The organism is Dickeya sp. ws52 (assembly GCF_007210685.1).
Classification (GTDB): Bacteria; Pseudomonadota; Gammaproteobacteria; order Enterobacterales; family Enterobacteriaceae; genus Dickeya; species Dickeya chrysanthemi.
In genome coordinates this window covers 1-14,487 of the sequence record NZ_SZVX01000021.1, presented here as the reverse complement: position 1 = coordinate 14,487, position 14,487 = coordinate 1, and the positions used below count along the sequence as shown (strand labels likewise).

The following is a 14,487-nucleotide window of genomic DNA, read 5'->3' as shown; positions in this document are numbered from 1 at the left end:
TTGCACCAAAATGAGTAAAATCTTCGGGCTTTTTATATGACACTGGGCCCCGTTCCTCGATGGGGCCCGGTTGTTTTATTAACTAAAGAGGATGTTATGGTAACAATTCGTTTGGCACGTGGCGGCGCTAAAAAACGCCCGTTCTATCAAGTCGTTGTGACCGATAGCCGCAATGCGCGCGACGGTCGTTTCATTGAGCGCGTAGGTTTCTTCAACCCAATCGCTACCGGTAAAGCAGAAGGCCTGCGCCTGGATCTTGACCGTATCGAGCACTGGGTTGGTCAGGGCGCTACCGTTTCTGATCGCGTTTCTGCGCTGATCAAAGACGCGAAAAAAGCAGCGTAATCTGTTGCGGTGGTGGTAATGAGCAAGCAACTCAGCCCGAAAGCCCCGGTCAACCCGATTGTATTGGGAAAATTGGGGTCGACGTACGGCATTAAAGGTTGGCTCAGAGTGTTTTCATCCACCGAAGACGCCGAAAGCATTTTTGATTATCAGCCTTGGTTCATCCGGAATAAAGGGCTGTGGCAACCGATCGAGATCGAGAGCTGGCGGCACCATAATCAGGACCTGGTCATTAAACTGAAAGGTATTGATGATCGGGAAGCGGCGAATTTATTGACCAATTGCGAAATTGTCGTGGATTCAGCCCAATTACCTGAACTGGATGAAGGCGATTATTACTGGAAGGATCTTATTGGTTGCGACGTTGTCACCATCGGTGGCTATGAGCTGGGAAAAGTCATAGACATGATGGAAACCGGTTCGAATGACGTCCTGGTAGTAAGAGCCAACCTGAAAGATGCTTACGGGGTCAAGGAACGGTTGATTCCGTTTCTGACCGAACAGGTTATCAAGCACATTGACCTGTCTACTCATCGTATTGAAGTAGATTGGGATCCTGGTTTTTGAACTCTGTAATGTCTGCAGTTAATGAGAGTGGAACGGTGCTATGTGGATTGGGGTGATTAGCCTATTTCCTGAGATGTTTCGCGCCATTACTGATTATGGAGTCACTGGCCGGGCAGTAAAAAATGGCCTGCTGAGCGTACAGTACTGGAGTCCTCGCGACTTCACTTACGATCGACATCGCACGGTGGACGATCGCCCTTATGGCGGCGGTCCCGGTATGTTGATGATGGTGCAGCCCTTGCGGGATGCTATCCATGCAGCGAAAGCAGCGGCAGGCGAAGGGGCTCGGGTGATTTATCTATCACCGCAGGGTCGCAAACTGGATCAGCAAGGCGTACGTCAACTCGCTGCAAATCAGAAGATGATTCTGGTTTGCGGAAGGTACGAGGGCATTGATGAGCGAGTCATTAAAACCGAAATTGACGAAGAATGGTCAATCGGCGACTACGTTCTCAGTGGTGGCGAACTACCGGCAATGACGCTGATTGATTCGGTTGCCCGGTTTATCCCCGGCGTACTGGGTCATGAGGCTTCGGCACAGGAAGATTCTTTTGCCGATGGATTGCTGGACTGTCCTCACTATACCCGGCCTGAAGTGTTGGAAGGCATGGATGTACCGGCAGTATTGTTGTCGGGCAATCATGCGGAAATACGCCGCTGGCGTTTGAAGCAGTCGCTGGGCCGAACCTGGCTTAGAAGACCTGAACTTCTGAAAAGCCTAGCTCTGACTGACGAGCAAGCAACGTTGTTGACTGAGTTCCAACGGGAATATCAGTCTGGACAACACGAGTATTAGGGGGCCGCTGAGGCAATGCCGGCGAACCCAAATATCAGTTTACCTAGGGTAAGAGACATATTATGAGCAATATTATCAAGCAGCTTGAACAAGAGCAGATGAAGCAAGACGTACCTGCGTTCCGTCCGGGTGATACCGTGGAAGTGAAGGTATGGGTCGTTGAAGGTTCCAAAAAACGTCTGCAGGCATTCGAGGGCGTGGTTATCGCAATTCGTAACCGCGGTCTGCACTCTGCATTCACTGTTCGCAAGATTTCCAACGGCGAAGGCGTAGAGCGCGTATTCCAGACGCACTCTCCGGTAGTGGATAGCATTACCGTTAAGCGCCGTGGTGCTGTGCGTAAAGCCAAACTGTACTACCTGCGTGAGCGTGCTGGTAAGTCTGCTCGTATCAAAGAGCGTCTTAACTAAGCATACGCTTTCGCAACATCCGAAAGCGATAAGGGGTGGCATTTGCCACCCCTTTTTCTTTGGTACTTCCTCTGTGCTATACCGTGCTTTCCGTTTTCCGGGCGATAACGGTAGGGTACATAGCCATGCGGTCATCGATAAAGTGTATGTCGTGAAACCCTGCGTTTTCCAACTGGCGCTGTGTTTGACGGTGGGTACGAAATGCCGTCCACTTTGCTTCCAGAATGCGTGAGAACAGCAAATGTTGTAAGGGAAGTAAGCGCTGTTCTTCCTCCGTGACTTTCCAGGGCGACTCCGACGACAACACCGGGGGCGGTGTCAGAAAGCTGGTGATCAGTATACCGCCTGGTTTTAGCGCGTGATTGAATGCGCGATAAAGATCGGTGACGCGTTCATCATCCTGCTCATATATGTTAAGCCCGTTGCTGGTGAGAATATCTACCGGTTCAGGGAGTTGTAATGACCAGGCATCACCTTGCAACAATGTAATGTGATTATCACAATGCTGTTGTCTCGCTAGCGAATCCGCTGCTTCCAGCGCCTGATGATCCAAATCTACGCCGATCAACCGTACATTCTGATGGTGAGAATAGTCCAGCAACAGTAAATCACCCATCAGCCCACAAGGGACCGAGGCGAGAACCATTCCATCATGTAGCCGTGATTGCAACTGCTGGCGAAAAATGCGAAACCGCTCACGGGTAGCGAGTACGGCTGGTAACCGTTCATAGATCAATCGTTCCAGATCACTATGAGAAGGGAGCGTTACATTGTCGGATGAGTAGGTGACCAGATGATGAGTCCAGTAGGCATTCAATCCCCTGTGCGCCAGTAAGAAACGGCCCAAATCGAATGTCGACAGCTCTTCGGCGATCGCGATTTGCTCTTCTACTGTAGCACCGGGAAGATCCCCCGCCTCTTGTAGCCTGATTTTGACTGCATTAAGCGTCGCGTCGAGATCATCCTTTGCATGTAATTGATGTGACAGCAGTTGCCCTTGTCCAGAATATAGCGACGTGTTTTTCATAATTAGATCCTGTTTGCCGGCTTATTGCGTGCATAAATGCGGTGAAAGTTCAGCCAGAGCAATGATGGCAAGACAAGATAAACGTGTGCATTCACTTTCATTTTGTGCAGGTTTTATTGTGTTTAGTTATTATTTATAAAGGTTATTATAAATATGGTTTGTTTTTGTGGGTAGGCGATTTATCTGAAAGCCTGATGATTTGCTCATCAAACAGGCTGTATATCCAGATCCCCTTGCGGTGTAACGTAAGGGGCTATAATTCCGTATGGAATAACCTTTTCTATAACACGGTGTTATGCGAGGTGTGTGCGTTAGTGGGCGGAGCCGACGGCAACAGGAAGGCTATCTGCCGCATGTTGCCAGACTTTTTTTAACCCATCGGCATCACCGGCACTATCACAACTAGCAGGAAACGGCTTTCCGGCTCGTCCCCAGGCTTCGACATTATCGGAATGGCACCACGCTGTCTGACCGGCCTGGTACCCGTTCAAATAAGCATGGCGATCTACATCCGGGTTGCCGAACCACTCCGACAGAGTTTCATTATCTTTAACGATCAATCCGTTGGCGGCATCTTTATACCCCGCGTCATACCAAAAGTTCTGCCCACTACTAGTCGGTGAGATTGATGGAACGGATTGGCATCCGGTAAGTAACAGCAATCCTATCAGTACTATGCCGTGTTTCATGGTTGAACCTATGCAACTCTCTTCTGGGTAGAGGAATACCGTTAATATTACGCAATTCTCTGTTTTTTCTTTAATGATTTCAGATAGCAAACCGTATTTACAGGCTGGAGAAAGACTGGTGTTACCTTTCTCGCGATAACGCCGACATTTAAGGGGTCCGCTTATCCAGATTAAACAACAGGGTGTGTATATTTTTGTTTACGATTGAGATGTGGCGTTTATCCGGTCATTTTAGCCGATGTATCTCAGTATGCTTATGACGAAGCGAGCGGATTCGTTTGTGGATACGGTGATAGCTACCTTGCATGGCCTATCCGATAAGCCAATGAAGACCATTTATCGTGATTAAAGCTCCTGTCTCCTAAAAAGAGACACTCGGTTGACAAACGTCCTTGTCTGATTTTCCCGGTAATTAAGATAAGGCTTCCGGGTTCACGACATCCATTTTGTGATTCTGATACTGTTTTATGGTAGTAACTTTAACTTTACACTAATGGCTTGAAAAATTTACGACCCATGTGTTAAGGTGTGAACCTGCGACAGACAATGACGATCGAGCCCTTCATACCAAAGGAACAAACAGGATCACCATCATGCAAAAAGACACGCTCAATAACATTCATATCAGCGCCGAACAGATTCTTATCACTCCTGACGAGCTGAAAGCTAAATTCCCGCTGAATGAACCAGAACAGCAGGCGATTGCTCTATCTCGTAAAACCATCGCCGATATTATTCATGGTAATGATAAGCGCCTGCTGGTGGTGTGTGGTCCCTGTTCTATTCATGATACCGATGCCGCACTGGAATACGCGCGTCGCCTCCAATCCTTGTCTGCTGAATTGAGCGATCGGCTGTACATTGTTATGCGTGTCTATTTTGAGAAACCCCGTACCACCGTCGGCTGGAAAGGGTTGATCAATGATCCCTATATGGATGGTTCCTTTGATATGGAAGCGGGGTTGCACATCGCCCGAGATCTGCTGCTGAAATTGGTAAACATGGGGTTACCGCTGGCGACCGAGGCATTGGATCCCAATAGCCCGCAATATCTGGGAGATTTGTTCAGTTGGTCGGCAATCGGCGCCAGAACTACCGAATCACAGACGCATCGTGAAATGGCTTCCGGGCTGTCTATGCCGGTAGGTTTCAAGAACGGTACAGACGGTAGTTTGGGAACCGCCATCAACGCGATGAAAGCGGCGTCAATGCCACATCGTTTTGTTGGTATCAACCAGAGCGGCCAGGTTTGCTTATTGCAAACACAGGGTAATCCTGATGGACACGTCATCTTGCGTGGCGGCAAGAAGCCGAACTACAGTGCGGAAGACGTCGCTGAGTGTGAAAAACAGATGCGCGATGCAGGACTGAATCCGGCGCTGATGATAGATTGTAGCCACGGTAATTCCAACAAAGACTACCGTCGGCAGCCGCTGGTAGTGGAGTCCGCGATTGAGCAGATCAAGTCCGGCAATCGCTCTATCATCGGGCTGATGCTGGAAAGTCATATCCATGAAGGTAATCAGTCTTCCGAACAACCGCGCGCAAACATGCGCTACGGCGTGTCGGTAACCGATGCCTGCATCAGTTGGGAAAGCACAGAAACATTGTTGCGCTCGGTTCATAAAGAGCTGAGTGCGATAAGCGTCAATCAGTAAGGAGAAGAACAGATGGTCGCTGAACTGACCGCACTGCGTGATCAGATAGATGAGGTAGATAAAGCATTATTGGCGTTGTTGTCACGTCGGCTACGTCTGGTGGCGGAAGTCGGCGAGGTAAAGAGCCGTTATGGTTTGCCAATTTATGCACCTGATCGGGAAGCAGCGATGCTGAGTTCACGACGTAAAGAGGCCGAAACGCTGGGTGTTCCTCCGGATTTGATTGAGGATGTTCTGCGTCGGGTGATGCGGGAATCCTACGCCAGTGAGAATGACAAAGGGTTCAAAACGCTCTCTCCGTCACTGCGTCCAATCGTGATCGTCGGAGGACGTGGACAGATGGGGCGCCTGTTCGACAGGATGTTGACGCTATCCGGCTATCAGGTCCGTATTCTGGAGCAAGAGGATTGGCCGCAAGCGGAAATCCTACTGGCGGATGCCGGTATGGTTATTGTCAGTGTTCCAATTCATGTCACTGAAGACGTGATAACCCGTCTGCCCAGATTGCCGGATGACTGTATTCTGGTGGATTTAGCTTCAGTCAAGAATGGCCCATTACAAGCGATGCTGGCGGCGCATCACGGCCCGGTGTTAGGTCTGCACCCGATGTTTGGCCCGGATATCGGTAGTCTGGCGAAACAGGTTGTGGTGTATTGCGATGGGCGCCAGCCGGAAGCTTATCAATGGTTACTGGAACAGATTCAAGTCTGGGGTGCCCGGTTACATCGTACCAGTGCCGTGGAACATGACCAGAATATGGCATTCATCCAGGCTTTACGGCATTTTGCGACCTTTGCCTATGGCGTACATTTGGCAGAAGAGAATGTGCAGTTGGAACAATTGCTGGCGCTTTCTTCGCCGATATATCGCCTTGAACTGGCGATGGTAGGGCGTTTGTTTGCACAGGATCCGCAACTCTATGCTGATATCATCATGTCCTCTGGCAACAACCTTGCGTTGATTAAGCGCTATTACCAGCGTTTTGGCGAGGCGATTTCGTTGCTGGAAGCGGGAGATAAAGCTGCCTTTATCAGCAGTTTCAAGAAAGTCGAACACTGGTTTGGTGATTATTCGCGGCGATTTATGGCGGAAAGCCGTACTCTGTTGCGTCAGGCGAATGATATCCGCTAGTCGCGTGGGTTTCCTGGAAAACCACCATCCTCGGATGGTGGTTTTTTATTGAGAAAGTAACGCATATACCTTGGTTTCGCCGGGTATGGCGCGTTTTATGATGGTTCTACCGGCACCACATTTTCGCTGGGGTAACAGCCAAGCACCTTGAGTGAGCGAGTAATGGCAGCCAAGCCTTGTAGCGCCTTGCGGGTATTGTCATTACGCAGATTAGCCTGCACATCAATATAAAACATCTCTTCCCATGGGTTGCCGTTTATTGGTCGCGACTCGAGTTTTGTCATCACAATGCCGTGTTCGCGCAAAACCAGCAGTGCTTCTACCAGTGCTCCGGATTGCTGCCCGGTCGCCATGATCAACGTGGTTTTCGCGGGAACCTGCTCGGTGACCTCAATCGGTTTGCGAGCCAGGACAATGAACCGGGTGATATTTTGCACCTGATTGGCCAGGTTATGCTCCAGCACCTGCAACTGATAGAGTATGCCACCGGCTTCGCTACCCAGCGCAGCGGCATGTGGGGAGTTAAGCTCGGCGACCTTTGCCATGGCAGCCGCGGTGCTCTCACAATACTCGATTTTCCAGTGCGGAAACCGGTTGATAAAATTACTGCATTGCTGGAAAGGTTGCGGGTGGCTGTAAACGGTCTGGATCTGGTCCAGTTGGGTATCCACTGCAACCAGCACGCAGTGATCAATCGGGGTAGTCAGTTCACCGACGATGGACAAACCGGTGTGTTGCAATAGGTCGTAAACATCGTTGATGGAACCAGAACTGGTGTTTTCTATCGGCAGCACGGCGTAATCCGCCTGCCCGGTTTCTACCAAATTGATGATGTCCTGAAAGCGTTGGCAGCCACATTCAACGATCTGGTCGAAATGGCGCGCAGCATACTGACGTGCAGCTAAATGGGAATAGGATCCTTTGGGTCCGAGAAAAGCGATGCGGGCAGAGTGAGATTCGCCAGCATTAAGGTGCTGCTGTAGTAGCGCCTGTTGGGTCAGAACGGAGTCTTCGATAATCAGCTGGAACAGACGGGTAATATAGTGACCGTCGAGCTGCCGTTTTTTCCCTTCTTCAACCAACCGGGATAGCAAATCCCGCTCGCGTTCTTTGTCGCGAATGGGGCGGTGAGAATGCTGCTTGGCTCTCGCCACATCAAGCGCGAGTTCTCGCCGTTGCGCCAACAGGTCGAGCAGTTGTGTATCCAGCGCGGTAATGCGCTCGCGTAGCGCCAGTAATGGGTTATCGGTCATGGTGTGTACCTGGTTGCTGTCCAATAAAAAAGCCTCCTGAGTGAGGAGGCTTTTTTTGTTCGTCTTCGTATTTTTACTCACACGACAAATCGGCCCCCGCGTTGGGGAGAGTAAAGAAAAATACGAAGAAGAACAGGTGGTGCGTCATGCAGGAAAATCCTTGTTGAGAATATCAATTAAGGTAACTGTTGCCTTTTCATCCTGTCAACACAAAATCACCGCGAGTCGTGAACAATGCGGGCGGCTTCCCGGTAATGTAAGCGCGTATCGATAGTGTAAAAACGTCTGTAGACAGGTATAAAAAACGCGCCGGGCGGCGCGTTTCAGACAACTAACAGAATCTGTCATCACAATAACGGCAGGTGAATCGTATCACCATCCGCCATCGTCATTCTGCCGAAGCCTGTAAATTGACATCCTTGATGCCTGTATCAGCTCGACGTGCTTCGCCTTTATGTTGAACTTTATTCAACTGCCGTTCCAGTTTCGCGATAAGCTCATTGACGGCGGCATACATATCTTCGTGTTTGGCACTGGCGACCAGTGGGCCATTCGGCGTGCTGATGGTAGCGTCGGCCACAAACCCCTGAGGCTCTTTAGACAGGATGATATGCGGATTAATCAACTGGGTCTGCCATTTATCCAGTTTGGTGAGACGGTCTTCGACATGCTGACGTATTGCGGGGGTAATATCCATCTGTTTGCTGGTAATGTTGATAGTCATAAAAACTTACCTCTCTGCCTTTTCCGTCTTGGTGATTTCAGCATACCCCTAGCTGATGCAAAGTGGGTGATTTTGATCACTTTTTTTGGTCGCTTTTCCGTCATCTGAATTGATTTGTGAGCGGCTTTGGGGAATCGGCGCAGCAAGCTTGTCGCCTTATAAGGGGTGTGCCATTATCTATTAGATGTATTGACGGGATTGTGCGGCTAAATCCAGTATTCCCGGCCATACAAAGAACAACGGCAACCGAAGTTGCCGTGATAATTTAAAGGATTCGGGTATATTCCTTCAGGCAGGGTTAGCGGCGATTATCTTGGCTACCTTGTCGGCCTGCGCAGTCAGTTGCAATTCCCGGTAGGCGTTTTCCATCAATGGTAACGCAGTACGTGTCGCCTGCGTGTCAGGATAGTCCTTCAGCATTTGCTCTACACGGTTAACCACCGCAACATAGGCGCCGCGTTTCGTGTAATACTGTGCAACGGAGAGTTCATATTTGGCCAGACGTTCTTTCAGGAATGCCAGGCGTTTGCTGGTGTCCGTAGCGTACTGGCTGTTCGGGTAGCCCTGGAGTAACTGGCTGAACGCCTTGAATGCCGCACGGGCATACTGAGGATCGCGGTCGGAACGATCGACGCCAAAGAAACCTTGCAGCGCACTGTCATCCTGCGCCATGTTGGTCAGCCCACGCATATACAGGACATAGTCCACGTTTGGATGTGTTGGATTCAGGCGGATGAAACGATCAATCGACGCCTGAGCCAACGGCAACTCGGCGGATTTGTAATAGGCGTAAATCAGGTCTAGCTGGACCTGCTGGGAGTAAGGGCCGAATGGATAACGGTTATCCAACGCTTCCAACTGCGTGATGGCTGCTTTAAAGTTGCCGTCCTGCAGTTTTTCCTGGGCGGTGGCATACAGTTCTGAAGGTGGACGGTCGGGAACCGCATCTTTGGAATTGGAGCAACCAGCCAGCGTCAGGCTCAACGTGGCAGCAGCCACCAGGTATTTCATACGCGTCATGACGATTTGATTATCCTCAGAGTGTTTTTCCGGGAAACTGTCCGTTAAGCTCCCGATTAAGACCAGCTACAATGGTACATTATTTTAAACGGCATCGCCGTTAAAACCCAACGTTAATAAGAAGCAGCATACTATGTCCCAACAAGTACAACTCACCGCGACGGTGGCCGAATCTCAACTTGGACAACGTTTAGATCAGGCTTTGGCCGAATTGTTCCCTGATTATTCCCGTTCTCGCATAAAAACGTGGATTCTGGAACAGCGGGTACAGATTAACGGTAATACGGTCGACAGACCAAAAGAGAAAGTGCTTGGTGGAGAGTCCGTTGCCATTGATGCTCTGATCGAGGAAGAAGCGCGCTGGGAAGCGCAGCCGATTTCGTTGGATATTGTGTATGAAGATGACGATATCCTGGTTATCAACAAACCACGCGATCTGGTGGTGCATCCTGGCGCCGGTAATCCCGACGGCACGGTGCTGAACGCGCTGTTACATCATTATCCGGCGATTGCTGATGTTCCGCGCGCCGGCATTGTTCACCGTTTAGACAAGGATACCACCGGTTTGATGGTGGTTGCGAAAACCGTGCCGGCACAGACCAGGCTGGTCGAGTCGTTGCAAGCGCGTGAGATCACCCGAGAATATGAAGCGGTAGCCATCGGCACGATGACGGCCGGCGGCACTGTGGATGAACCGATCGCTCGTCACTCCACCAAGCGTACACATATGGCGGTACATCTGATGGGTAAGCCAGCCGTGACGCACTATCGCATCATGGAGCATTTCCGTGCGCATACCCGCCTGCGTTTGCGGCTGGAGACCGGGAGAACCCACCAGATTCGCGTTCACATGGCGCATATCAATCATCCGCTGATAGGCGACCCGTTATATGGCGGTCGTCCGCGTCTGCCGAAAGGGGCGTCCGATACATTTATCGAGACGCTGCGCAATTTTGATCGTCAGGCGTTGCACGCCACCATGTTACGGCTTTATCACCCGATTAGTGGTATTGAAATGGAGTGGCACGCCGCATTGCCGCAGGATATGGTAGACCTCATTGCCGCACTGAAAGCGGATACCGACGCGTTTAAAGATCAACTTGACTGGTGATGGCATGGCGCCTGGCAACATGATGTTAATACCCGACTGGCCTGCACCGGCGACGGTGCGTGCCTGCAGCACCACTCGTCTTGGCGGCGTCAGCCATGCTCCGTATGATTCGCTGAATTTAGGTAATCATGTAGGGGATGAGCTTCAGCATGTGCAAAACAACCGTCAACATTTGGTTGCTGCAGCCGGATTGCCGGCCATGCCGCACTGGCTGGAGCAGGTGCATGGCACACAGGTGATTAACCTTGATCAGGCATTGCCTGATGCGTTGACGGGGGATGCGGTTTATACCACTCGTTTGGATCGCGTATGTGCGGTGATGACTGCTGATTGTTTGCCGGTTCTGTTCTGTTCCGCCGATGGCCGAGAGGTTGCGGCGGCACATGCCGGCTGGCGTGGCCTGCAAGCCGGTATTCTGGAGCAGACGTTACGTCATTTCCGAGCCGGAGCGGCGGACATTATGGCATGGATGGGGCCGGCGATCGGCCCGCAGAAATTTGAAGTAGGGAGCGAGGTTCGTGAGGCTTTTCTACACGTAGACCCAGCGGCCGATTGCGCTTTCGCTCCCCAGAATGGTAAATTCCTCGCCGATATTTATCAGCTGGCTCGTTTACGTTTACAGGCTGCTGGCGTCAATCAAGTGTTTGGCGGCGAGTATTGTACGGTCAGTGATGCGCATCGGTTTTTCTCCTATCGGCGCGATGGCGTGACCGGACGTATGGCAACTTTGATTTGGCTGATATAACCTATTGAATTAAGACGATCCGGAGGATTAACGTTTTTCCTTCTATTATTACTGGCAAAATCATCTTGAATTTTTGAGGGATGACCTCATTTAATCTCCAGTAGCAATTTTGACCAGTATGTATGGGAGGAGTTATGCGTCTGGATCGTCTTACCAACAAGTTCCAGCTTGCCCTCGCTGATGCCCAATCCCTCGCGCTCGGACGAGACCATCAATTTATTGAGCCGCTGCATTTGATGAGTGCCCTTCTGAACCAGGAAGGCGGTACCGTCGGCCCTCTGCTGACGGCCGCCGGAGCAAACATCAGCCGTCTTAAAAATGAAATTGAACAGGCAATCAGTCGCTTACCACAGGTTGAGGGCACCGGTGGCGATGTTCAACCGTCCAGTGAGCTGGTACGGACGCTCAATATCTGTGACAAGCTGGCGCAGAAAAAGGGCGACACATTCATTTCTTCAGAATTATTCGTGCTGGCGGTATTCGAATCGCACAGCGCGTTAGGCGATCTGTTAAAGAATGCGGGAGCCACGCAACAGAATGTGGCTAAAGCCATTGAACAGGTTCGCGGCGGGCAGCAAGTCAATGATCAGAGTGCTGAAGATCAGCGTCAGGCGTTGAAAAAATTCACTATCGACCTCACCGAGCGGGCTGAACAAGGCAAGCTGGATCCGGTTATTGGCCGTGATGAGGAAATTCGTCGTACTATTCAGGTACTGCAACGCAGAACCAAGAATAACCCGGTTTTAATTGGTGAGCCTGGTGTCGGTAAAACTGCGATTGTCGAAGGGCTAGCGCAGCGTATCGTCAATGGTGAAGTCCCCGAAGGGTTGAAGAATAAACGCGTGCTGTCACTCGATATGGGCGCACTGGTTGCCGGGGCCAAATATCGTGGTGAGTTCGAAGAACGTCTAAAAGGCGTGTTGAACGACCTGTCCAAACAGGAAGGCAACGTCATTCTTTTTATTGACGAACTGCATACCATGGTCGGTGCCGGTAAGGCTGATGGTGCCATGGATGCCGGTAATATGCTTAAACCCGCTCTGGCGCGTGGTGAGTTGCACTGTGTAGGGGCGACGACGCTGGATGAATACCGGCAGTTCATTGAAAAAGATGCTGCCCTTGAACGCCGTTTCCAGAAAGTGTTTGTTGCCGAACCGACCGTTGAAGATACCATCGCTATTCTGCGTGGTTTGAAAGAGCGGTATGAATTGCATCATCACGTGCAAATCACCGATCCGGCGATTGTTGCTGCAGCCATGTTGTCACATCGGTATATCTCCGATCGGAAATTGCCGGATAAAGCGATCGACCTGATTGATGAAGCCGCGTCCAGTATCCGTATGCAGATAGACTCTAAACCGGAACCGTTGGATCGCCTTGACCGGCGGATTATCCAGTTGAAACTGGAACAGCAGGCATTGAAGAAAGAATCTGATGAAGCCAGCCTGAAGCGTCTGGAGATTCTGAATGCTGAGCTGGAGCAAAAAGAACGCGAATACTCAAAACTGGAAGAAGAGTGGAAAGCGGAAAAAGCGTCGTTAACCGGCACGCAAAACATTAAGGCGGCGTTGGAACAGGCAAAAATCTCTTTGGAGCAGGCGAGACGCCAGGGGGATTTGGGCCGGATGTCGGAATTACAGTACGGCAAAATTCCTGAACTTGAAAAACAACTTGCTGCCGCTACACAGGCGGAAGGCAAGACTATGCACCTGCTTCGTAATCGTGTGACAGACGCTGAGATTGCCGAAGTGCTTGCCCGCTGGACCGGTATCCCTGTTTCCCGGATGCTGGAAAGCGAGCGGGAAAAGCTGCTGCGCATGGAGCAGGAACTGCATCAGCGGGTTATTGGGCAGAACGAAGCGGTAGAGGCCGTCGCGAACTCGATTCGTCGTAGCCGGGCCGGATTATCGGATCCTAATCGTCCTATCGGTTCGTTTTTGTTTTTGGGGCCGACTGGCGTGGGGAAAACCGAGTTATGCAAGACGCTGGCGTCGTTCTTGTTCGATAGCGATGACGCCATGGTGCGTATTGATATGTCCGAATTTATGGAAAAGCACTCGGTGTCTCGTTTAGTCGGTGCTCCTCCAGGGTATGTCGGCTATGAAGAGGGCGGGTATCTGACCGAAGCGGTACGTCGTCGCCCTTATTCGGTTATCTTGCTGGACGAAGTGGAAAAAGCGCATCCTGATGTCTTTAACATTCTGCTTCAGGTACTGGATGACGGACGTTTGACTGATGGCCAAGGCCGCACGGTGGATTTTCGCAATACGGTGGTTATCATGACATCCAACTTGGGATCCGATCTTATTCAGGAGCGGTTCGGCGAAATGAATTACAGCCAGATGCGCGATATGGTGTTGGGTATTGTCAGCCATCATTTCCGCCCCGAATTCATTAACCGTATTGATGAAGTCGTTGTATTCCATCCGTTAGGTCAAAGCCACATTACATCAATTGCGCAGATCCAATTGCAGCGCCTTTATAAACGAATGGAAGAGCGTGGTTATACCGTGTCTATCTCTGATGCTGCGCTGGAGTTGCTCGGCAAATCTGGTTTTGACCCCGTATATGGCGCTCGCCCGCTGAAACGGGCTATCCAGCAGATGATCGAAAATCCGTTGGCCCAGAAGATATTGTCTGGTGCCTTAGTTCCTGGAAAATCGGTTACTTTGGATGTGGAAAACGAAACCATCGTTGCCCGTCAATAACGCGAGTCTTTAATACCAAACCCCGGATGATGTCGGGGTTTGGCTTTTTTCTCACCATAATGAGCAGTAAATCGTCATGAGATTGCGTTTTGGTTTAAAAAATGAGCTGTCGTGCTCTTTTTTGAAAATTACGCTTGTCAGGCCAGAAGAACTCCCTATAATGCGCATCCACTGACACGGCAACAGCGGCAACGCAGCGCGGTGTCAGGAAGAGAAAACGAAAAAAGCGTTGACTCTTCATGAGGAAAGCGTAGTATACGCCACCTCGCGACAGCAGGCTCAGGCCGGTCGCACTGCTCTTTA

General features: G+C 50.7%; 15 protein-coding genes and 1 other annotated feature. Of the genes, 9 read left to right on the top strand and 6 right to left on the bottom strand.

All coding sequences use genetic code 11. The features are described 5' to 3' along the window. Nucleotides 1-96: 96 nt before the first annotated feature. The 4 genes from rpsP to rplS all read left to right on the top strand — a co-directional run bounded on the left by rpsP (nt 97) and on the right by rplS (nt 2,118). Nucleotides 97-345 (top strand): 30S ribosomal protein S16, encoded by a 249-nt coding sequence (gene rpsP, locus FDP13_RS17760; RefSeq protein WP_012768742.1) that lies wholly within the window; start codon nt 97-99, stop codon nt 343-345. Between the two features lie 18 nt (nt 346-363). After that, a complete protein-coding gene (gene rimM / locus FDP13_RS17755) occupies nt 364-912 on the top strand; it encodes a ribosome maturation factor RimM (RefSeq protein WP_012768743.1) in 549 nt (182 codons plus the stop codon). Between the two features lie 40 nt (nt 913-952). Continuing rightward, nucleotides 953-1,708 carry a tRNA (guanosine(37)-N1)-methyltransferase TrmD gene (gene trmD / locus FDP13_RS17750; RefSeq protein ID WP_012768744.1) on the top strand — a complete coding sequence of 252 codons (756 nt, stop codon included), beginning with the start codon at nt 953-955 and terminating at the stop codon, nt 1,706-1,708. A gap of 62 nt (nt 1,709-1,770) precedes the next feature. Beyond that, nucleotides 1,771-2,118, top strand: a complete 348-nt coding sequence (rplS, locus tag FDP13_RS17745) for a 50S ribosomal protein L19 (RefSeq protein ID WP_012768745.1) — start codon at nt 1,771-1,773, stop codon at nt 2,116-2,118. Nucleotides 2,119-2,194: 76 nt separating this feature from the next. Here rplS and FDP13_RS17740 read toward each other — a convergent pair whose 3' ends face one another. Both FDP13_RS17740 and FDP13_RS17735 read right to left on the bottom strand, forming a co-directional pair. Then, entirely contained in the window at nt 2,195-3,145 is a 951-nt protein-coding gene (locus FDP13_RS17740; protein WP_143840044.1) for a cyclopropane-fatty-acyl-phospholipid synthase family protein, read from the bottom strand. 311 nt (nt 3,146-3,456) lie between these two features. Beyond that, nucleotides 3,457-3,834, bottom strand: a complete 378-nt coding sequence (locus FDP13_RS17735) for a DUF2799 domain-containing protein (RefSeq protein ID WP_033577843.1) — start codon at nt 3,832-3,834, stop codon at nt 3,457-3,459. 593 nt (nt 3,835-4,427) lie between these two features. On the opposite strand from FDP13_RS17735, the gene FDP13_RS17730 reads away from it, so the two are divergent. Together FDP13_RS17730 and tyrA are read left to right on the top strand one after the other, a co-directional pair. After that, nucleotides 4,428-5,492, top strand: coding sequence for a 3-deoxy-7-phosphoheptulonate synthase (locus FDP13_RS17730; protein ID WP_012768748.1), 1,065 nt, complete (start codon nt 4,428-4,430; stop codon nt 5,490-5,492). 12 nt (nt 5,493-5,504) lie between these two features. Then, entirely contained in the window at nt 5,505-6,623 is a 1,119-nt protein-coding gene (gene tyrA, locus FDP13_RS17725) for a bifunctional chorismate mutase/prephenate dehydrogenase (RefSeq protein WP_012768749.1), read from the top strand. Nucleotides 6,624-6,718: 95 nt separating this feature from the next. Here the strand turns inward: tyrA and pheA are convergent, their stop codons facing one another. From pheA to bamD, 3 genes are all read right to left on the bottom strand, one after another. Beyond that, a complete protein-coding gene (pheA, locus tag FDP13_RS17720; protein ID WP_027711192.1) occupies nt 6,719-7,876 on the bottom strand; it encodes a bifunctional chorismate mutase/prephenate dehydratase in 1,158 nt (385 codons plus the stop codon). A gap of 22 nt (nt 7,877-7,898) precedes the next feature. Beyond that, nucleotides 7,899-8,025: a sequence feature (Phe leader region), on the bottom strand. Nucleotides 8,026-8,264: 239 nt separating this feature from the next. After that, on the bottom strand, nt 8,265-8,600 hold the full coding sequence (gene raiA / locus FDP13_RS17715) for a ribosome-associated translation inhibitor RaiA (protein WP_012768751.1): 336 nt from the start codon (nt 8,598-8,600) through the stop codon (nt 8,265-8,267). Between the two features lie 288 nt (nt 8,601-8,888). After that, on the bottom strand, nt 8,889-9,620 hold the full coding sequence (gene bamD / locus FDP13_RS17710) for an outer membrane protein assembly factor BamD (RefSeq protein ID WP_033577845.1): 732 nt from the start codon (nt 9,618-9,620) through the stop codon (nt 8,889-8,891). A 133-nt stretch (nt 9,621-9,753) separates the two neighbouring features. Here bamD and rluD point away from each other — a divergent pair, with 133 nt between their 5' ends. The 3 genes from rluD to clpB all read left to right on the top strand — a co-directional run bounded on the left by rluD (nt 9,754) and on the right by clpB (nt 14,184). Further along, nucleotides 9,754-10,731 carry a 23S rRNA pseudouridine(1911/1915/1917) synthase RluD gene (gene rluD / locus FDP13_RS17705; protein ID WP_143840043.1) on the top strand — a complete coding sequence of 326 codons (978 nt, stop codon included), beginning with the start codon at nt 9,754-9,756 and terminating at the stop codon, nt 10,729-10,731. 19 nt (nt 10,732-10,750) lie between these two features. Continuing rightward, nucleotides 10,751-11,476, top strand: coding sequence for a purine nucleoside phosphorylase YfiH (gene yfiH / locus FDP13_RS17700; RefSeq protein WP_199886352.1), 726 nt, complete (start codon nt 10,751-10,753; stop codon nt 11,474-11,476). 134 nt (nt 11,477-11,610) lie between these two features. Then, nucleotides 11,611-14,184 carry an ATP-dependent chaperone ClpB gene (clpB, locus tag FDP13_RS17695; RefSeq protein ID WP_012768755.1) on the top strand — a complete coding sequence of 858 codons (2,574 nt, stop codon included), beginning with the start codon at nt 11,611-11,613 and terminating at the stop codon, nt 14,182-14,184. 94 nt (nt 14,185-14,278) lie between these two features. On the opposite strand, the gene FDP13_RS21840 is transcribed toward clpB, so the two are convergent. Continuing rightward, nucleotides 14,279-14,487 (bottom strand): hypothetical protein (locus FDP13_RS21840; protein WP_234424432.1); only part of this gene is annotated, 209 nt, incomplete at its 5' end.